Origin of the sequence: Aerococcus tenax (assembly GCF_003286645.3) — a bacterium.
Taxonomy (GTDB): Bacteria; Bacillota; Bacilli; order Lactobacillales; family Aerococcaceae; genus Aerococcus; species Aerococcus tenax.
The window spans coordinates 732617-751075 of record NZ_CP127382.2 but is presented as its reverse complement, the minus strand read 5'-3'; the positions used below and the strand labels follow the sequence as shown (position 1 = coordinate 751075).

General features: G+C 43.2%; 13 protein-coding genes, 2 tRNA genes and 2 rRNA genes. 2 read left to right on the top strand and 15 right to left on the bottom strand.

The features are described from left to right. Positions 1-53 precede the first annotated feature (53 nt). From DBT50_RS03455 to DBT50_RS03425, 7 genes are all read right to left on the bottom strand, one after another. Positions 54-2957 (bottom strand): 23S ribosomal RNA (locus tag DBT50_RS03455). 167 nt (positions 2958-3124) lie between these two features. After that, positions 3125-3197 (bottom strand) — tRNA-Ala (locus DBT50_RS03450). Between the two features lie 34 nt (positions 3198-3231). Beyond that, positions 3232-3305, bottom strand: a tRNA-Ile gene (locus DBT50_RS03445). Between the two features lie 82 nt (positions 3306-3387). Further along, positions 3388-4935: ribosomal RNA gene (locus DBT50_RS03440) — 16S ribosomal RNA — on the bottom strand. Together the 16S and 23S rRNA genes with 2 tRNA genes alongside form the textbook arrangement of a ribosomal RNA operon. 485 nt (positions 4936-5420) lie before the next feature. Continuing rightward, complete coding sequence (locus DBT50_RS03435; RefSeq protein ID WP_111852747.1) at positions 5421-6770, bottom strand: glucose-6-phosphate isomerase; 1350 nt, start codon at positions 6768-6770, stop codon at positions 5421-5423. A gap of 2 nt (positions 6771-6772) precedes the next feature. Beyond that, positions 6773-7183, bottom strand: a complete 411-nt coding sequence (locus DBT50_RS03430) for a CvfD/Ygs/GSP13 family RNA-binding post-transcriptional regulator (protein WP_111852748.1) — start codon at positions 7181-7183, stop codon at positions 6773-6775. Beyond that, on the bottom strand, positions 7183-7776 hold the full coding sequence (locus DBT50_RS03425; RefSeq protein ID WP_111852749.1) for a peptidylprolyl isomerase: 594 nt from the start codon (positions 7774-7776) through the stop codon (positions 7183-7185). Before DBT50_RS03425 ends, DBT50_RS03430 begins: the two co-directional genes overlap by 1 nt. A gap of 154 nt (positions 7777-7930) precedes the next feature. On the opposite strand from DBT50_RS03425, the gene DBT50_RS03420 reads away from it, so the two are divergent. Then, the gene (locus DBT50_RS03420; RefSeq protein ID WP_070559043.1) at positions 7931-8434 is read left to right on the top strand and encodes a divergent PAP2 family protein; all 504 of its coding nucleotides are present in this window, start codon (positions 7931-7933) and stop codon (positions 8432-8434) included. Next, positions 8434-9438, top strand: a complete 1005-nt coding sequence (locus DBT50_RS03415) for an NAD(P)/FAD-dependent oxidoreductase (protein WP_111852750.1) — start codon at positions 8434-8436, stop codon at positions 9436-9438. The genes DBT50_RS03420 and DBT50_RS03415 overlap by 1 nt, the downstream gene beginning before the upstream one ends. A 69-nt stretch (positions 9439-9507) precedes the next feature. Here the strand turns inward: DBT50_RS03415 and DBT50_RS03410 are convergent, their stop codons facing one another. The 8 genes from DBT50_RS03410 to DBT50_RS03375 form a co-directional block, all read right to left on the bottom strand. Continuing rightward, the gene (locus DBT50_RS03410) at positions 9508-10179 is read right to left on the bottom strand and encodes a DnaD domain-containing protein (RefSeq protein ID WP_111852751.1); all 672 of its coding nucleotides are present in this window, start codon (positions 10177-10179) and stop codon (positions 9508-9510) included. A 14-nt stretch (positions 10180-10193) separates the two neighbouring features. Then, on the bottom strand, positions 10194-11381 hold the full coding sequence (locus tag DBT50_RS03405) for a pyridoxal phosphate-dependent aminotransferase (protein WP_111852752.1): 1188 nt from the start codon (positions 11379-11381) through the stop codon (positions 10194-10196). 13 nt (positions 11382-11394) lie between these two features. Further along, the gene (locus tag DBT50_RS03400; protein WP_111852753.1) at positions 11395-11871 is read right to left on the bottom strand and encodes a cell wall elongation regulator TseB-like domain-containing protein; all 477 of its coding nucleotides are present in this window, start codon (positions 11869-11871) and stop codon (positions 11395-11397) included. Between the two features lie 11 nt (positions 11872-11882). After that, positions 11883-14555 carry an exonuclease domain-containing protein gene (locus DBT50_RS03395; protein ID WP_111853478.1) on the bottom strand — a complete coding sequence of 891 codons (2673 nt, stop codon included), beginning with the start codon at positions 14553-14555 and terminating at the stop codon, positions 11883-11885. 27 nt (positions 14556-14582) lie between these two features. After that, positions 14583-15821: a CCA tRNA nucleotidyltransferase gene (locus DBT50_RS03390; protein WP_224786510.1), complete on the bottom strand. Its 1239-nt coding sequence runs from the start codon at positions 15819-15821 to the stop codon at positions 14583-14585. Continuing rightward, positions 15818-16606, bottom strand: a complete 789-nt coding sequence (gene dapB / locus DBT50_RS03385) for a 4-hydroxy-tetrahydrodipicolinate reductase (RefSeq protein WP_198434803.1) — start codon at positions 16604-16606, stop codon at positions 15818-15820. The genes DBT50_RS03390 and dapB overlap by 4 nt, the downstream gene beginning before the upstream one ends. Before the next feature lie 46 nt (positions 16607-16652). Continuing rightward, positions 16653-17942 carry a tetratricopeptide repeat protein gene (locus DBT50_RS03380; RefSeq protein ID WP_181566147.1) on the bottom strand — a complete coding sequence of 430 codons (1290 nt, stop codon included), beginning with the start codon at positions 17940-17942 and terminating at the stop codon, positions 16653-16655. 116 nt (positions 17943-18058) lie between these two features. Continuing rightward, entirely contained in the window at positions 18059-18337 is a 279-nt protein-coding gene (locus tag DBT50_RS03375; protein WP_013669777.1) for an HU family DNA-binding protein, read from the bottom strand. Positions 18338-18459 lie beyond the last annotated feature (122 nt).

The following is an 18459-nucleotide window of genomic DNA, read 5'->3' as shown; positions in this document are numbered from 1 at the left end:
CGCTCAAAACTGAATCTATCATGCCTTCCTTAAACCTCATACAACCTTATCCTTTGGATAAGTCCTCGACCGATTAGTATTTGTCCGCTCCACTTATTGCTAAGCTTCCACTCCAAACCTATCAACCTGATCGTCTTTCAGGGGTCTTACTACTTTCAAAGTATGGGAAATCTCATCTTGAGGGGGGCTTCACGCTTAGATGCTTTCAGCGCTTATCCCGTCCACACATAGCTACCCAGCCATGCTCCTGGTGGAACAACTGGTACACCAGCGGTGTGTCCATCCCGGTCCTCTCGTACTAAGGACAGCTCCTCTCAAATTTCCAACGCCCGCGACGGATAGGGACCGAACTGTCTCACGACGTTCTGAACCCAGCTCGCGTACCGCTTTAATGGGCGAACAGCCCAACCCTTGGGACCGACTTCAGCCCCAGGATGCGATGAGCCGACATCGAGGTGCCAAACCTCCCCGTCGATGTGAACTCTTGGGGGAGATAAGCCTGTTATCCCCAGGGTAGCTTTTATCCGTTGAGCGATGGCCCTTCCATGCGGAACCACCGGATCACTAAGCCCGACTTTCGTCCCTGCTCGACTTGTAGGTCTCGCAGTCAAGCTCCCTTCTGCCTTTACACTCTGCGAATGATTTCCAACCATTCTGAGGGAACCTTTGGGCGCCTCCGTTACACTTTAGGAGGCGACCGCCCCAGTCAAACTGCCTGACTGACACTGTCTCCCGACCAGCTAATGGTCGCGGGTTAGAATGGTCATCCCACAAGGGTAGTATCCCACCAGTGCCTCCATCGAGACTAGCGTCCCGACTTCGATGGCTCCTACCTATCCTGTACATGTGGCACAAACATTCAATATCAACCTACAGTAAAGCTCCATGGGGTCTTTCCGTCCTGTCGCGGGTAACCAGCATCTTCACTGGTACTACAATTTCACCGAGCCTCTCGTTGAGACAGTGCCCAAATCGTTACGCCTTTCGTGCGGGTCAGAACTTACCTGACAAGGAATTTCGCTACCTTAGGACCGTTATAGTTACGGCCGCCGTTTACTGGGGCTTCAATTCAGAGCTTCGCTTATGCTAACCCTTCCTCTTAACCTTCCAGCACCGGGCAGGCGTCAGCCTCTATACATCATCTTTCGATTTGGCAGAGACCTATGTTTTTGATAAACAGTCGCTTGGGCCTATTCACTGCGGCTGACCTTGCGGTCAGCACCCCTTCTCCCGAAGTTACGGGGTCATTTTGCCGAGTTCCTTAACGAGAGTTCGCTCGCTCACCTTAGTGTTCTCCACTCGACTACCTGTGTCGGTTTGCGGTACGGGTTGTTTGATTCTCACTAGAAACTTTTCTTGACAGCGTGACGTCGGCGGCTTCGGTACTAAACTTCCCTCCCCGTCACAACTCATGAAGTCTGAGGCAAGCCTTTCACTCACCTTCTCACTCATTGCTTGGACGCGTTTTTCCATCTCCGCGCTCCGCTTAGCCTTCTGTGTCCTTCCATCGCTCAAACAAATCAAACAAGTACAGGAATCTCAACCTGTTGTCCATCGCCTATCCCTTTCGGTCTCGGCTTAGGTCCCGACTAACCCTGGGAGGACGAGCCTTCCCCAGGAAACCTTAGTCATTCGGTGGACGGGATTCTCACCCGTCTTTCGCTACTCATACCGGCATTCTCACTTCTATACGCTCCACATGTCCTCACGATCATGCTTCTCTGCCTATAGAACGCTCTCCTACCATCCTACGGATCCACAGCTTCGGTGTTCAGTTTAGCCCCGGTACATTTTCGGCGCAGGGTCACTCGACTAGTGAGCTATTACGCACTCTTTCAATGATGGCTGCTTCTAAGCCAACATCCTAGTTGTCTAAGCAACCCCACATCCTTTTCCACTTAACTGAAACTTTGGGACCTTAGCTGGTGGTCTGGGCTCTTTCCCTTTCGACTACGGATCTTATCACTCGCAGTCTGACTCCCGGACTAAACTATTTGGCATTCGGAGTTTATCAGATGTCGGTAATCCAGGATGGACCCCTCGATCAAACAGTGCTCTACCTCCAATAGTCATCATCCGAGGCTAGCCCTAAAGCTATTTCGGAGAGAACCAGCTATCTCCAAGTTCGATTGGAATTTCACCGCTACCCACACCTCATCCCCGCCTTTTTCAACAGACGTGGGTTCGGCCCTCCAGTGTGTTTTACCACACCTTCAGCCTGGACATGAGTAGATCACTTGGTTTCGGGTCGACGACAACAAACTCAACGCCCTCTTCAGACTCGCTTTCGCTGTGGCTCCGCTTCTTCAGCTTAACCTTGCTTGCTATCGTCACTCGCCGGTCCGTTCTACAAAAAGTACGCCATCACCCCTTAACGGGCTCTGACTGCTTGTAGGCATACGGTTTCAGGTACTCTTTCACTCCCCTTCCGGGGTGCTTTTCACCTTTCCCTCACGGTACTGGTTCACTATCGGTCACTAGGGAGTATTTAGGCTTGCCAGATGGTCCTGGCGGATTCCGACGGAATTTCACGTGTACCGCCGTACTCAGGATACTGAATGAGGTGGCTGAGCTTTCGCCTACGGGATTGTCACCCTCTCTGATCGCCCTTTCCATGGCGTTCGACTAGCTCATTCACTCCCGTCCATCAGTCCTACAACCCCAGCATGCAAGCACACTGGTTTGGCCTCTTTCCGTTTCGCTCGCCGCTACTCGGGAAATCGATTTTTCTTTCTCTTCCTGTGGCTACTGAGATGTTTCAGTTCACCACGTCTACCTTCCACTCAGCTATGTGTTCACTGAGTGGACCATTGTCGATGAAAACAATGAGGTTCCCCCATTCGGAAATCTCCGGATCAAAGCTTACTTACAGCTCCCCGAAGCATATCGGTGTTCGTCCCGTCCTTCATCGGCTCCTAGTGCCAAGGCATTCACCGTACGCCCTTATTCACTTAACCACCGGTTAAGTTGTATGATGCGAAAAGTTTTAAAACTCTTTCTTTTTCGGTTTTTACGCTTGGTAAAATTGGTTTATTGACATTTCTATCTCGCAAAAAATAGAAATGCGGAATGTTATGATAGTATTCAGTTTTCAAAGAACAAATCTGCAACGTTTCCGTTGCAATGGAGGATAGCGGGATCGAACCGCTGACCTCCTGCTTGCAAAGCAGGCGCTCTCCCAGCTGAGCTAATCCCCCGGGTATGAGTTATGGTCATATAATAAACATGTAATGGGCCTGAATGGACTCGAACCATCGACCTCACCCTTATCAGGGGTGCGCTCTAACCAGCTGAGCTACAGGCCCGGTTAAATCCATCAACCATGTGGATAGACCTCTCAAAACTAAACAAAGAAGATTCAAATATGTATTCCGAATATATCCTTAGAAAGGAGGTGATCCAGCCGCAGGTTCACCTACGGCTACCTTGTTACGACTTCACCCCAATCATCTGTCCCACCTTCGGCGGCTGGCTCCAAAGGTTACCTCACCGACTTCAGGTGTTACAAACTCTCGTGGTGTGACGGGCGGTGTGTACAAGACCCGGGAACGTATTCACCGCGGCGTGCTGATCCGCGATTACTAGCGATTCCGGCTTCATGTAGTCGAGTTGCAGACTACAATCCGAACTGAGAATGGCTTTAAGAGATTCGCTTGCTTTCACAAGGTCGCTGCTCGTTGTACCATCCATTGTAGCACGTGTGTAGCCCAAGTCATAAGGGGCATGATGATTTGACGTCATCCCCGCCTTCCTCCGGTTTGTCACCGGCAGTCTCGCTAGAGTGCCCAACTGAATGCTGGCAACTAACAATAAGGGTTGCGCTCGTTGCGGGACTTAACCCAACATCTCACGACACGAGCTGACGACAACCATGCACCACCTGTCACTTTGTCCCCGAAGGGAAAGCTCTATCTCTAGAGTGGTCAAAGGATGTCAAGACTTGGTAAGGTTCTTCGCGTTGCTTCGAATTAAACCACATGCTCCACCGCTTGTGCGGGTCCCCGTCAATTCCTTTGAGTTTCAGCCTTGCGGCCGTACTCCCCAGGCGGAGTGCTTAATGCGTTAACTCCGGCACTGAAGGGTGGAAACCCTCCAACACCTAGCACTCATCGTTTACGGCGTGGACTACCAGGGTATCTAATCCTGTTTGCTACCCACGCTTTCGGGCCTCAGCGTCAGTGACAGACCAGAAAGTCGCCTTCGCCACTGGTGTTCTTCCATATATCTACGCATTCCACCGCTACACATGGAGTTCCACTTTCCTCTTCTGTACTCAAGTTCCCCAGTTTCCAATGCACTTCCACGGTTAAGCCGTGGGCTTTCACATCAGACTTAAGAAACCGCCTGCGCCCCCTTTACGCCCAATAAATCCGGACAACGCTTGCCACCTACGTATTACCGCGGCTGCTGGCACGTAGTTAGCCGTGGCTTTCTGGTAAGATACCGTCAAGACTGGAGCAGTTACTCTCCAATTTGTTCTTCTCTTACAACAGAGCTTTACGATCCGAAAACCTTCTTCACTCACGCGGCGTTGCTCCGTCAGGCTTGCGCCCATTGCGGAAGATTCCCTACTGCTGCCTCCCGTAGGAGTTTGGGCCGTGTCTCAGTCCCAATGTGGCCGATTACCCTCTCAGGTCGGCTATGCATCATTGCCTTGGTAGGCCGTTACCCCACCAACGAGCTAATGCACCGCAAGGCCATCGATAAGTGACAGCAAAGCCGTCTTTCCAAACACCACCATGAGGTGGTGTTTCCTATGCGGTATTAGCACCCGTTTCCGGATGTTGTCCCCCGCTTATCGGTAGGTTCCTTACGTGTTACTCACCCGTCCGCCGCTAACGTCAGAAGTGCAAGCACTTCGTCGGTTCGCTCGACTTGCATGTATTAGGCACGCCGCCAGCGTTCGTCCTGAGCCAGGATCAAACTCTCATGAAAGAATCATGAGCGTTGATAGCTCATTTGTTTGCTGACTAGTTATAGTCTGGTCTAGACTTATTGTTTGAATTGTTGGTTCATCAACAAAATGTTGATGCCCTACACATTTGGTTCGTCTTCTTTGTTCAGTTTTCAAAGGTCTATATCGCTTGTTGCGACTTAATTATCATACCGCAACCACTATCTCTTTGTCAAGAACTTTTTTAAATTTATTTTTTATTGTTGAATTTTCTCTCAAAATGAAGAAATAAATTTTATTAGTTCTTTGAGAACGAGCAAAGATTTAACAACTGTGTTTTGCTCCGCTCATCAGCGACAAGAAATATAATATAATGTTTTGCTATCAAAGTCAATAGATTTTTCCAAAAAAGTTTGAAATAAATAAAAAAGAGAAGCTTCTTGATGAAACTCCTCTTCTAAAAGCCTGATTTTTCAGTTTTTATAGCCTATTAGTTTAATTAATAAAAGTGATTATTAGTTTTAAATTAATCTAAGCGTTGGTTAAGTTCATCAGCTAAATCCTCGAATCCTGGTTTTCCGAGTAAAGCAAACATATTTTTCTTATATGCTTCTACGCCAGGTTGGTTAAATGGATTAACGCCGTTGAGATAACCACTCATCCCTACTGCCAATTCAAAGAAGTATATCATGTAACCTAAATGATAAGCGTCCATTTTTTCTAGGTGAATCACAAAGTTAGGTACGCGACCGTCCGTATGGGCTAACAAGGTTCCTTGAAAAGCCTTAGTATTTACATAGTCCAAGTCCTTGCCTTCTAGGTAGGAAAGTCCATCTAAGTCACTGTCTAAGCGAGGGATATCAATATTTCTTTCAGGTGTATCCACTTTGATAACTGTTTCCATCAGGTTCCGTTTTCCGTCTTGGATAGATTGCCCAATCGAATGCAAGTCGGTGGAGAAGTTAGCAGAAGATGGATAAATCCCTTTTTGGTCTTTTCCTTCAGATTCACCGAATAATTGTTTCCACCACTCTGCAAAGTATTGCATCTTTGGTTCATAGTTCACTAAGATTTCAGTGTCATAACCCTTGCGGTGAAGGATGTTTCTTAGGCCTGCATATTGGTAGGCACTATTTTTCTTCAAGTCTGCGTCTGATAGGTCTTCCATGGCTTGCTTAGCCCCTTCAAGGAGGGCATCTGTATCAGCACCACTCACCGCAATTGGTAAAAGCCCTACCGGTGTTAGAACGGTAAAACGTCCCCCAACCCCGTCAGGAATAATAAAGGTCTCATAGCCTTCTTTATCGGCTTCTTCTCGTAGGGCACCTTTTGCTTTATCAGTTGTCGCATAAATCCGTTGTTTAGCAGCTTCTTTGCCATATTTATCTTCTAGTAATTGCTTAATGATTCTAAAGGCAATGGCTGTTTCAGTAGTAGTTCCTGATTTACTAATAACATTGACTGAGAAATCACGGTCACCAATCACTTCAATTAATTCGCTAAGGTAAGTTGAGCTTAAACTGTTACCGGCAAATAAAATTTGAGGATAGTCCCTTTTATCAGCTGGGAAATAGTTAATAAATTGATGACTTAAAAAGTCAATGGCTGCTTTGGCTCCCAAATAGGACCCACCTATTCCAAGCACCACTAAGACATCAGAGTCGGCTTGGATACGTTTGGCAGCTGCTTTTAGGCGGGCGTATTCTTCTTTGTCATAGTCTGCTGGAAGAGTTACCCAATCCGTAAAATCAGCACCTTGTCCTGTCTTTTCACGTAGCATCTTGTCTGCTGCGGTCACAAAGGGTTGTAAATAGTCTAATTCATGATCTTGAATAAAGTGTTGTGTTTTTGAATAATCAAAAGTTAATGTAGACAATGTTATTCCTCCAATCGATAATCTTTAATCTTTCCTGAATGGATATCCGCTAACGAGTTTTCAATCCACTCAGGCATTTTTTTATTGATTGTTTTAAAACCTATTTGTGGTGTGTGACGCCGCTTGGGTTTCTTTATCCGCGCTGGAAAATTTGGGGTGTTGGTTGCTTTAAGGGCCCGAATCGATAAACTGATTTTCTTGGTGTATTCATCGATATCGATGATTTTTACTTTAACCTGGTCACCAATTGAAAAACGTTCTTCGAGATTGGTGACATAGCCATGGTCAACCTCAGAAATATGAACCAAGCCATGACAATGAGAGTCCAATTTGATGAATAAACCATAGGATTGAATGCCAGTCACTGTTCCATTAAGAACATCGCCAATCCGATAGTTTTCTTGACGCTCCATTACTGATCAAGGCCTTCAATATCAATCGTAACAATTGAAACATCTTCTAAGGGTTTATCATGGCTGTCTCGCTCGACTGCTTCGATCTGATAGACAACATCCATCCCATCGACTACTTGACCAAATACCGTATGTTTGTGATCGAGCCAAGGGGTTCCACCCTTTTGTGCATAGTTCTCAATAACGTCTTCAGGCCAAGAGAGTGCCTTCATCTGGTCTAACATGGCTTGGGGCACTTCTTGAGCAGAGACGATAAAGAATTGCGAGCCATTGGTATTTGGCCCTGCGTTAGCCATGGAGAGAGCTCCGTTAAAGTTGAAGACTTGATTAGAAAACTCATCTTCAAATGCACTGCCGTAGATACTTTCTCCCCCTCTACCCGTTCCGGTTGGGTCGCCACCCTGAATCATAAAGTTTGGAATGACCCGGTGGAAAATAACCCCGTCATAATACCCAGATTGACTCAGTTCAATAAAGTTTTTCACTGCCTTGGGCGCTACCTCAGGGTATAGAGTGAGGGTAATATCCCCTAAAGTGGTTTTAATTGTTGCGGTAGGATTCTGATCATTGCTTTCCAGTTGTAGATAGTTCATTATTTACCTCCTTAGTTTAATTGTACCAAGATCGCAAATTTTTGTATAGAAGACTTTCAATAGCAGCAAACTTTCTCAGGGTCCTAAAAAACTTTTCTAGCCTTCTAATTCATGATAAGATTACACTAGTTAATATTAGAGAGGAAACATTCCAGTGAAAAATTTCCCCTTAACTGCCACGATTGTAGCAATTATTTTCACCCAAATAATTAAATACCCGATTGCCTATCTCTTTATGGGAAAAAAGGAAACCAAACTTTCTATTATCCATACGACCGGTGGCATGCCCAGTTCACATACCGCCGCGGTAACCGCCTTAATCACTTCCCTCATCCTTCAAGAAGGCTTTTTGTCTCCCTACGTTGCCATAGCAACGGCCTATGGGTTAATCGTTATGTTCGACGCCATGGGGGTAAGAAGACAAAGTGGTGAACAAGGCATTCTGATTAGAGAGTTATTGGCCATTTTACGTGAACACTATGTTAGTGAAGAGGATGGTCAAATCAATGAGAAGTTAGATCAGATTGATGACCAAAATATGGTTATCGATGATTATCTTGGGCATAAACCTTCGGAAGTCTTTGGGGGCTTTGTCGCTGGGGTCGGTGTTGCCTTTTTTATTCGCTTTATCTTTTTTTATTTTGATTGGATGATTTAATGACAGAAAAAAACATCAAAGATTTAACTATTATTGGCGCTGGACCCAGTGGTTTATTCGCCGCCTTTTATGCAGGAATGCGTCAGCTTTCTGTACAAATTATTGATAGTCTTGCTCAAGTTGGCGGACAGCCCCACGCCTTGTATCCTGACAAGGCGATTTTTGATATTGGGGCCCTTCCGCAAATTACGGGTAAGGAACTCAGTCAAGCACTAATGGAACAAGTGAAGCCCTTTGCTTCGACCACTAGCTTTCACTTTAACCATGACATCACTGAAATCACTGATGAAGGGGACTACTTTTCCTTAAAAAGTCAAAAGGCATGCTTTTATAGCCGAGCCGTCTTAATTGCCGCTGGGGGCGGCGCTTTTAGACCACGTTCGGCAAATATTAAAAATGAAGCTGAATTTGAAGGAGACAAGTTATTTTATACCGTTAATCAGGCTCAAGATTTTCAGGGTCAAGCAGTTGCTATTTTAGGGGGAGGCGATACCGCTTTAGATAATGCTCTATTAGTCAGCCAGTACGCCAAGAAGCTTTATCTGGTCCATCGCCGAAATAGATTTCGTGGCCATGAATTTAGTCAAGCGCAATTGAAGACTAAAAGCAATGTTGAAATTCTTACTCCCTACCAAGCTAAGGCCATTCATGCCCTCGAAGGGTCCCAGCAGGTAGAACTCTTGTTGACCAAAAGTCGCAGTCAGGAAAGCAGGATCCTCCAGCTAGACAGTATTATTTCTTCTTATGGTTTTCAAGCAAATATCAATGCCTTTAAGTCATGGCCTATCGAGTCTCTCAGCCAACGTATTCCTGTTAATGAACACATGCAAACGAGTCTGGCAGGGGTCTACGCCATCGGTGATATTTGTACTTATACAGGTAAAACCCAGTTAATCGCTAGTGGCTTCGGTGAGGCACCAACAGCCATCAACGCCATCACCCACTACCTCTACCCCGAGGAAAAACTAGCCCCTCTTCATAGCACCACTTACTTTAAAAAATAAATTGCATAAACAAAAAAACCGCAGCTAATGATTGCCTGCGGTTTTCTTATGCTAGGATTTCTATTTTTCTCACTCATCATCAGGTGTATTGATAACCTTAGTCATAGGGACTGGGGGGAGGTCATTGTTTTGCTGACGAATTTTAGCATTGCGGTAGTTCGGACTAGTCTCGACGTTACCTTTTTTATTTTGCTTTTGCCAATTGATTAGAATGCGGTCAATGTAGCGCAAATTTAATACGCCATTCAAAACCGCTTCTTTAATGGCTGCCTTTACCGTTACCACATCATAGTGGTCTTCACTAAACCAAGCCGCCACTTGCTGGTATTCGATCGGCGATAAGGGACGACCAAATTCTTGTTCAATAATTTGAAAGATCGACCCTTCAGCCTTCTCTTCCGCTTGTTTCTCTTTTTTGGCATGGTTTTCTTCAAATAAACGCTCTAATTTTTGATAAAGCAAGTCTAGGCTATAGTATTCAATCTGCTGACCCTGGTCACTTTCTTCGCTCTCAATTGATAAGAATTTTTTATCAATCAAATTCTGAATCATATCATAAGTTTCACCCTGGCTATAGCCCATACGCTTTTGTAAGGCTTGAATCGGTGGAAAATCATCTTGCATTTGCTGAAAGCTGACAATATGAATGAGAAACATCACTTCCTCATTGCTCAAAGAGAGCGCTTGATAGTTTTCTAATAAGCTGGTCTGTAGAACCGTATATTGTTTTCTTTCAACCACTAAAGTCCACCCTCTTAATTCATTTTTTCTTGCATAAAGCTACTAATCCGCTCAATTGCCTCTAAGAATAAATCCTCATCAGTCGCATAAGATAAACGGACATGTTCTGGCATGCCAAAGGCGGATCCCGCTACCAAAGCAACGTGGGCTTCTTCTAGAATCGCCATGACAAAATCATCGACACTATCATAACCACAGCTTAAAGCAGCTTGCTGGCATTTTGGAAACAGATAAAAGGCCCCTTGGGGTTTATTAGCTAGTTCAAAACCTGGTAAATTGATTACGGCCTCATAGCCCTTATTTAGACGGTCTTCATAGGTTGAACGCATGGATTCAACCAATTCCGGACCGCTCTTAAAGGCCCCTAAAGCCGCGTATTGGCTCACACCAGCTGCATTACCACTGATTTGGCCCGCTAATTTGTTGAGCATTTTTATAATTTTTTGATCAGCCAAACAATAGCCTAAGCGCCAACCAGTCATCGCATAACTCTTTGACATACCATTCACCACAATGGTATTGGCACGAGCCTCTGGGCTTATAGCAGCAAGAGAATAAAACTGGTTGCCGTTATAAACTAACTGGCTATAAATTTCATCAGCAATCATCAATAGATTGTGCTTCAAACAGTAGTCAGCAATAGCCGCTAACTCTTCCTTACTTAAAACCGTTCCGGTCGGATTAGCCGGTGAATTAAGCAGCAAAATCTTTGTTTTTGGAGTGAGGTATTGGTCAATAATTTCTGGGGTTAAGCGGAAATCATTGTCAGCATCAGTTTGAGCTAAAACCGCCTTGGCCCCAGTTAGGCGTATCTGTTCTTCATAACTCACCCAATAGGGACTTGGCACAATAACTTCATCGCCTGGGTTTAAGAGAATTTGGAACAAATCATAAAGGACTAACTTGCTGCCGTTAGCAATAAAGACTTGATCAGCTGTATAAGGCACCCCATCTTTTTCTTGATGAAATTTAGCAATAGCTTCTCTAACTTCTAAAAGTCCTCCAGCTGGCGTATAATGGTGGCCTTTCCCTTGCTCTAATGCTGCTTTAGCATAATCAACAATTGGACTAGGCGTAGGAAAGTCTGGCTCTCCTAAGGTTAAACTAATAATATCCTTGCCTTGAGCTTTTAATTGTTTGGCGCGATCACTGGCTTTAAGGGTACTTGATTCTTTTAATTCTAAAGCGCGTTTCGAAAACATGCTAGCTTTCCTCCTATAATTTATCTATGGTTTCATACCAATGGCCACTCGCTGCATTAATATAATGATAGCCCAAGTGTCCATCTTGGTTAATAAAGGAAACTTCCCATACCAATTGGTCATCTTCAATTCCAATCCGGGCTTCTTTGACCTCTTGGGTATTCACATTATTTAAGGTCAATGACTTAGCTTCTTGTTCATTGACTAATTCATTCACCTTGCCGGTTATTTTTTTATTAGTTTCCGGTTGATAGGCATAATAAATGAGCTCACCTTGGTCATTCGCTCCTTGGATAGTATAAGTCGTGTGATCCTTATTTAAAACATAAAATTTCCCCATATTTTTTAAACCAATATCTTCTCGAGCCATAGTCATTAACTGTTTTTCCTCTTGAATAATTGGTTTTTGTGAATTGAAGAAAATCGTAAATAAGCCAAAATTAATAATAATTAAACACACAAGAAATGCATTTGCTAATCTTCTTGTCATAGGTCTCTCCTTTAGTCAGACTTGAGAATAGCGTCTAAACTGACTTCTTCTACTCTTAGTTCATCCCCAATTACCTTATCAATCGCATCCTTATAAGAACTGTAAAAGAGCCGCTTATCTAAAACAATAAAGGCGGCTGGCGCTTGATCACTTAGCATACGTCCTAAACTCTGCTTGAAACGTAAGAGCATTTGTGGTAAGGATTCTTGGTAGAAATAACTCTGATTACGCTCCTCCCAGTAGTCACGACGGGCTTGCTCCCTCACTTCATCTGGCGAGCGAAAAGGTAATCTCGCTAGCAGATAATAGTCACTATGAGATGGTAAATGTAGGCCCTCAGTCAAAGCTTGCAATCCGATCAGGAGGCCATGGTGACTATCATTATAGCGACTGATGGCATCTTGGTGGCCATATTTTTTCCCCTGAATAAAAGTGACAGCGATGAGTTCTTCCGACCAAGATTCTTGAATAAAATGATTTAAGGCAGCCAATAGCTGTTTGGAATTGAGCATGAGATAAATTTTCTTATCCCAGTTAATCAATAGCGCCTGTAAAATCTCTGCTAAATAGTGGATCGATTCCGTCTCCGATAAATCATGGAGGGAGGGGTAATCGCTAAGAATATACAAGCCTTTATTGGCATAAATCGTCTGATCAATTGGATAAGTATAGAGATGATATTTTTTTATCCCATACATGCTTTCCAGACTCCGTCGACTTTCTGGCAAGTTAACTGTAGCCGATAGGAATAGCACCTGACTCGGACACTTTTCCCAAATTTCACTCATAAAGTCTGCTACCGCCTTAGGATAAGCGCTAACTCGAGGATAATTTTCTGGATAGCTAATTATATAATAATAATCTTTCTTATTGGTAAACAGTTTCTGAATATCTTCGATAATTTTTTGACCCAGCCCCAAGGCTTGTAGCCATTTTTGTATGTGATTTTGCTTTAATAACTTTTCTTTTTGCGCCATCGCTAAACTAGTGCCATAGACTCTTTGAACCCCTTTGAGATCTTCCCACAATTGGGCAAAAAGTAAATAAGTATTATATAAACGAGGATCAGTTCCAGAAAAATAAACGGCTTCATGACTGTCATGATTCAATAATTCATCCAGGACATGGTCAAAGGTTTTAAGAGCATTTTGGAGTTGGTCTTGCCAAGTGTATAGGACTTCTTCAATTGCTCGATTACTGGTATCAAGATAATACTTGTCCGTTAACTGACCAAAAAAATACTCTTGTTGGTTTAAGTAATCATTGATGTCTGCCAAATTCTGATGAACAGCGAGATCTTTTTCGATAATTTGTGGGAGCTGGTGGCACTCATCAATAATCAGATCGCTTGCCTTAGTCCATAAGTTCTTAGCCACTAGGTCCTCTTTATGGCGAATTAAGTAGGCGTGGTTAGTCCAAATAATATCAGCCTTTTTGGCTAAGTGTAATTGGTGTTGGTAATAATTCCACTGCATAGGCATCTGGTCACTATGATAACGATTCTGATAGAGTGCCAGATTATCCCACTGTTCCCAGAGGGGAGATTGTCTCAAGCCATGATTTAATTCCGCTAAATCTCCTGTTTGCGTCTCACTTACCCAAAGTAATAAGGACAAGGTAAACATACTTTCATTTTTAGAAACATGATTTTCCTTAGCCTTCAGGTAATTGATATAAGCTTGGAAGGTGTTTAAATCGAGATAATGGTCCTTACTTTTTAAGACCGCCACTTGTATCCTTCGTCCCAATTGATTCACCAATTCTTGCAGGTGATCTTCTTGCCATTGTCTGATCATGACATTATTGGGAAAAGATACGATTAAATGTTTCCCAGTCTTAGAAGCAACTTGTAATTGACCTAAGATACTGTTATAGGTTTTTCCTTGGCCCGAATTGGCTTTCAAAAAGGCAAATTGCTCACTATTTTGGTCAAAGAAATTCATTACATCCTCTTGGATATTCAGATGACCACTATCTTGGTCTCCTTCTGTACCAGCTATCGGCCTGTATAGGCCCTCATGAATTTCAGGATTAAGGGTAAATGATCCACGGATCAGGCCCTTATTTCTTTGACAATGGGCGTGATTATACCAATAGTTGAAATATTTCCCGCTTTGCCGAATAAAAAATTTTAACCAGGGATGCATTGCTTTATATAAAGATTCAGGGAGGCTGGCCACTTTATCCATGACTTGGACTAGTAATTGAGCAGTGGCCCGGGCGTCTTCAATAGCAGTATGGGCCTTCACTAGATTAATGCCATGGTCAAGAGAAAAATCTCCTAGCTTATAGCTGGCTGCCTGGGGATATAGGACGCGGATTAATTCCACTGTATCGATCCCCTCTAGGTCAAGAGCCGGTAAGCCTACGCCTTCAAAGGAAGCACTAAGAAATTTATAATCAAAATTAATATTGTGGGCCACAAAGACACAATCTTGTAATTGTTGAAAGAGGTCTGGAGCAATCTCTTCAAATAGGGGGGCATCCCGTAAATCTTCAGTCTGGATACCAGTTAAATCGCTAATATTTTTAGGAACAGGGATGAGTGGCTGGATATTGCTTTTAAATTCACCAATCTTTTTCTGCCCTTCTAAAAAAACAACCCCAATTTGAATAATGCGGTCGCCACGGTTATATTTGGTACCGGTAGTCTCTAAATCAACCACGGCATATTTAACAGGCATCTACCGTACACTCCTTTTATTTTCAGTTCATTGATTGGCTTTCAAATAGGCTAGTAAGTCGTCCTTGCTATTAGGACATTGTTCAGCAACAACAGCTGCTTCAGCCTGATTAAGATACTGGCCAATAAGGCGTTTATCATTCGGGGCTAAGTCAGCAATAATATCGCGGCCATTAAGGGCTAAGTCTTTACGGCTATGGATAGGCAGCGCTTCCCATATGGCTTCCACTTGCCCGGCTTCACTCTTAGGAAAATAGCGAGCAAATTCACTCTTAGCCTGGCCTTCTGCTTGAATGAAATTTTCCACTGTTTGAGCTGTGTTTAAGCCAAAACGATAGAGTAATTGCGCTGTCCAAGCAGATTGACTTTCTTGACGGGCGGTTAAAGCTAAGAAATATTCCTTAATTAACCGGTTCTGTTTATTTGACATTTTCCAAGCCCGGGTAGAGTCATCAATAAATTGCAAGTCACACTTAGCCAGGAAAAAATAAACTGCCCAAGCAAAAGTATCACTAGGAAAAACCTGCTCAGGACTCAAGACATCCAACATCTTTTGGAAGGTGTCTTGGCCATTTTCGGTTAGTGGACAGTAACGATAGAGCTGTAAATCAATAAAATCGGTCAGGCCGGCTTGCCAGTGCTGGCCTTGCCATAATTTAGCCATCTCTGTCTCTATCCGTTCGACAGCAATTTTTTCAAGTAAGGGCGCTGACTCCTTTATAGCTTGAGCAGTATCAAGCTCAAGGTCAAAACCTAATTGACTAGCAAAGCGCACTGCCCGCATCATCCTCAGAGCGTCTTCTTGAAAGCGGTCATGAGCCTTCCCGACCGCACGTAAACGCCCTGCTTTTAAATCTTCTTGACCCTGAAAATAATCAATTAACTGCCCTTCAGAATCCATGGCCATTGCGTTAATCGTAAAATCACGGCGAAGAAGGTCTTCCTCTAGGGAGCGAACGAAAGTTACCTCTTTAGGTCGGCGGTAATCTTCATATTCAGATTCCGTTCTAAAGGTAGTGATTTCATAGGTGTCTCCATTGAAATAAGCCATAACCGTTCCATGTTCTAGGCCTACATCAAAATGTTTGGGGAAGATTGCCTGAATTTCTTCAGGAAAAGCACTGGTAGCGATGTCGACATCATGACTAGCCAATCCCAATAAAGCATCACGGATACAGCCTCCGACAAAGTAGGCTTGGTAACCGAAAGTCTCTATTTTCTTTAAAACCGGTAAGGCTTTTTGAAATTCTCTATTATCAATAATCATAAAATGTGTTCCAATCCGTAGACAAATTCCTCTAATTGTTCACAAGCCTTTAGAGCAAGAGCAACACCATGCATATAAGATTCACGGTTATAGGAGTCTTGGCGGATGGTCAAACCTTCTCCTGGCGCACCAAATTGAACAATTTGATGCGAATTTAAGCCAGGCAAACGGACACTATGAATAGGAATCCCCTTATAATCAGCCCCACGAGCCCCAGCTAAAGATTCATTACGGTTAACAACAATATCCCCTTTTTGCTTTTGACTTTCATGGATTAAATCCGCTGTCTTAATGGCGGTACCACTAGGCGCATCCGCTTTTTGCGCATGGTGCAATTCAATAATTTCGACATGGTCCAAATATTTGGCTGCTTCTTGACTAAATAGTTGCATGAGGACGGATGAAATCGCAAAGTTAGGTGCAATCACTCCACCTAGTTTCTTTTCACTGGCTAGAGCTTGTAAGCGGTTTATTTCATCACTTTCTAAACCTGAAGTCCCAATGATAGGATGGATATTATGTTCAATATAAGTTTTACAATGATCAAATACCACACTTGGATGGGTAAAGTCAACCACAGCATCAACTTCAACTTCGGCTAGGGCTTCTTCCAAACTAGAGTAAATTGGCGCCAAGCCTTTAAAAGTTTCCAAGTCGTCTTGATGTTGGTCTAAATGATGGTTAACGAGGGCTGCTAGCGTAAAGTCATCACTTTCATTAATCATATTGACAGTCGTCTGTCCCATTTTTCCTAAAAAACCAGTAACCATTACCTTCATCTTGATCGCTTCCTTTCACTATCAATCTTCATATGCACCATTATAGCATGACTTAAAGCTCTTGTTCCCAGTCTTTTACTTGGTCGATAACTGAGCTAAGCGCTGAGGATTGCTTGAGTTCTGGTTTATCAGTTAATAGTTTGACAATTTTTCTAAATTGACCCTCTTCCCTTAAGAAATAGATATAATCCACTAAGAAGTCATTATCATCTTTTAAATCGCGACTAGCCAGGTCATAATATTTTCGGGCTTGATCATAATTTTCCGTTTGATTATAGAACTGGGCCATTAACCAGTGACTATTTCCATCACTGATCCCCTTATCCTTCATGGACTCAATAAGTTCTTGAGCCCTATCCTCATTATCAGAGTCTAACGCCAAACGTAATAATTGTTGATAAGCTCTGATATTATCCTCATCAGCTTCTAGGACCTTCTCATAGTCTGCTTGGGCCCGCTTGAATTCCTTAAGATAGAAATAGAAATTTGCTCTTTCCATGTATAAGACGCTGGCATAAGGGTCCTTACTAATGGCTTCATTAATGACTCTTAGAGCCTGATCGCTTTCATGAAGCTCCCATTTACACTTGGCTAAAAGTAGGTAATAGGAAGGATCTAGCAAATTATTTTCATAGAGAGGACTTAGTAATTGGTCACAATAGCTATAATCCTCGTCGTGGTATGCGAGAAAGGCTAATTGTTCCTTCTCAGCCTGGCTCAGTGCGCTGTTTTCTTTATTAGAAAGCAGCTGAGCCGCCTTGTCATATTGACCGGTAGCAACTAGGGCATACTGATAGTTATCTTTTACTTCTTCTCTAATTTCAGGGCTCAGGCCCTCCTTTTGACTTAGGTCATGGTAAAGTTTAAGGGCTTCTTTGAAGTCCCCCATAGTAAAGACTAATTGAGCCATACCAAATTCTATCGCCTCTTGACCAGGAGCCAGTTGGTTGGCTTCCTTCAATTTAGCCAGACTAACTTCAGGTAGACTGAGCATTTGATAAGCGTCAGCTTCCAATAGCAAGGCTTCCAGATATAAATCATCATTTGGATCAATACTGAGTAGGTAATCCAAGCCCTCTTCATAGCGACCATCGTCCATAGCCAATTCTCCCAATAGCAAAGGCCAGGTGGCTTCACCGGGATAACGCTTAGCGGCTTCCTGATAAATGGCTTTGGCATAGGGAATAAAGCCAAGTTGTTGGAAATTATAGCCCAGCTGAGCAAAATCTTCCTTACTTCCCCTTTTAATCAGTTGGTTAAGCAAGTCCGCTAATTTTTCTTGGGCTTGGTCATATTTTTCTTGAACAATCAGTTCGGTGATTTCTTCATATAATTCCTTCATGCTAACCTCCATATTTGTTTATTTTAGCATAGATATAAAGCTTAACCCTACCGATAAGTAATAAATAAAAACTGCCAAGTCCTTCTGAGAACTTGGCAGTTTCAAGTTAAGGAAGATTAGCCCTTAACAACGTCTTTTAAACCTTTACCTGCTTTAAATGCAGGTACTTTACTTGCTGGAATTTGAATTTCTTCACCGGTTTGTGGGTTACGTCCCTTACGAGCGGCACGTTCACGTACTTCAAAATTACCAAAACCGATAATTTGAACATTTTCCCCATCAGCTAAAAAGTTTTCAATTGAAGAAAATACTGCATCGACGACTGGTTGAACATTTTTCTTAGATTCACCAGTTGATTCAGCTACTTTTTGTACTAAGTCAGCTTTATTAGCCATTTTTACACCTCCAAAAATATTTCCATTCTTCTCGTGAATGGAGAATTATCATCAATGACAATTCTCTATAAATATACCACAGAAAGCACGTCATAACAACATTTATACCTTATATTTCAATG